Genomic DNA, 240 nt, shown 5'->3' on the forward strand with positions numbered 1-240 from the left:
AAGCTGTACATTAGGACTCATTAAAGCTTGATCTATATATGTTTGGATTAATTTAGATTGCGCACCTAATTTTCGTAATGATGAGGAAATATCCGTGTTCTCTTGTTGCGTTTCTGCCTTAACGATTGGCGTTGCGAGAGCATTGATAGGAATATTCGCCCCAGTAACAATGGATGTTATTAAAAATCCTGTAATTATTTTATTTTTCATTCCGTACACCTCTTCACTATTGTCTTTTTA

The 240-nt window shown here is 34.6% G+C and carries 1 pseudogene; it reads right to left on the minus strand.

Annotated features, from left to right (window positions below):
• Window positions 1-210, minus strand: a pseudogene (locus BPMYX0001_RS25355) (HBL/NHE enterotoxin family protein); the annotation flags it as partial.
• Window positions 211-240 lie beyond the last annotated feature (30 nt).

Origin of the sequence: Bacillus pseudomycoides DSM 12442 (assembly GCF_000161455.1) — a bacterium.
Lineage (GTDB): Bacteria > Bacillota > Bacilli > Bacillales > Bacillaceae_G > Bacillus_A > Bacillus_A pseudomycoides.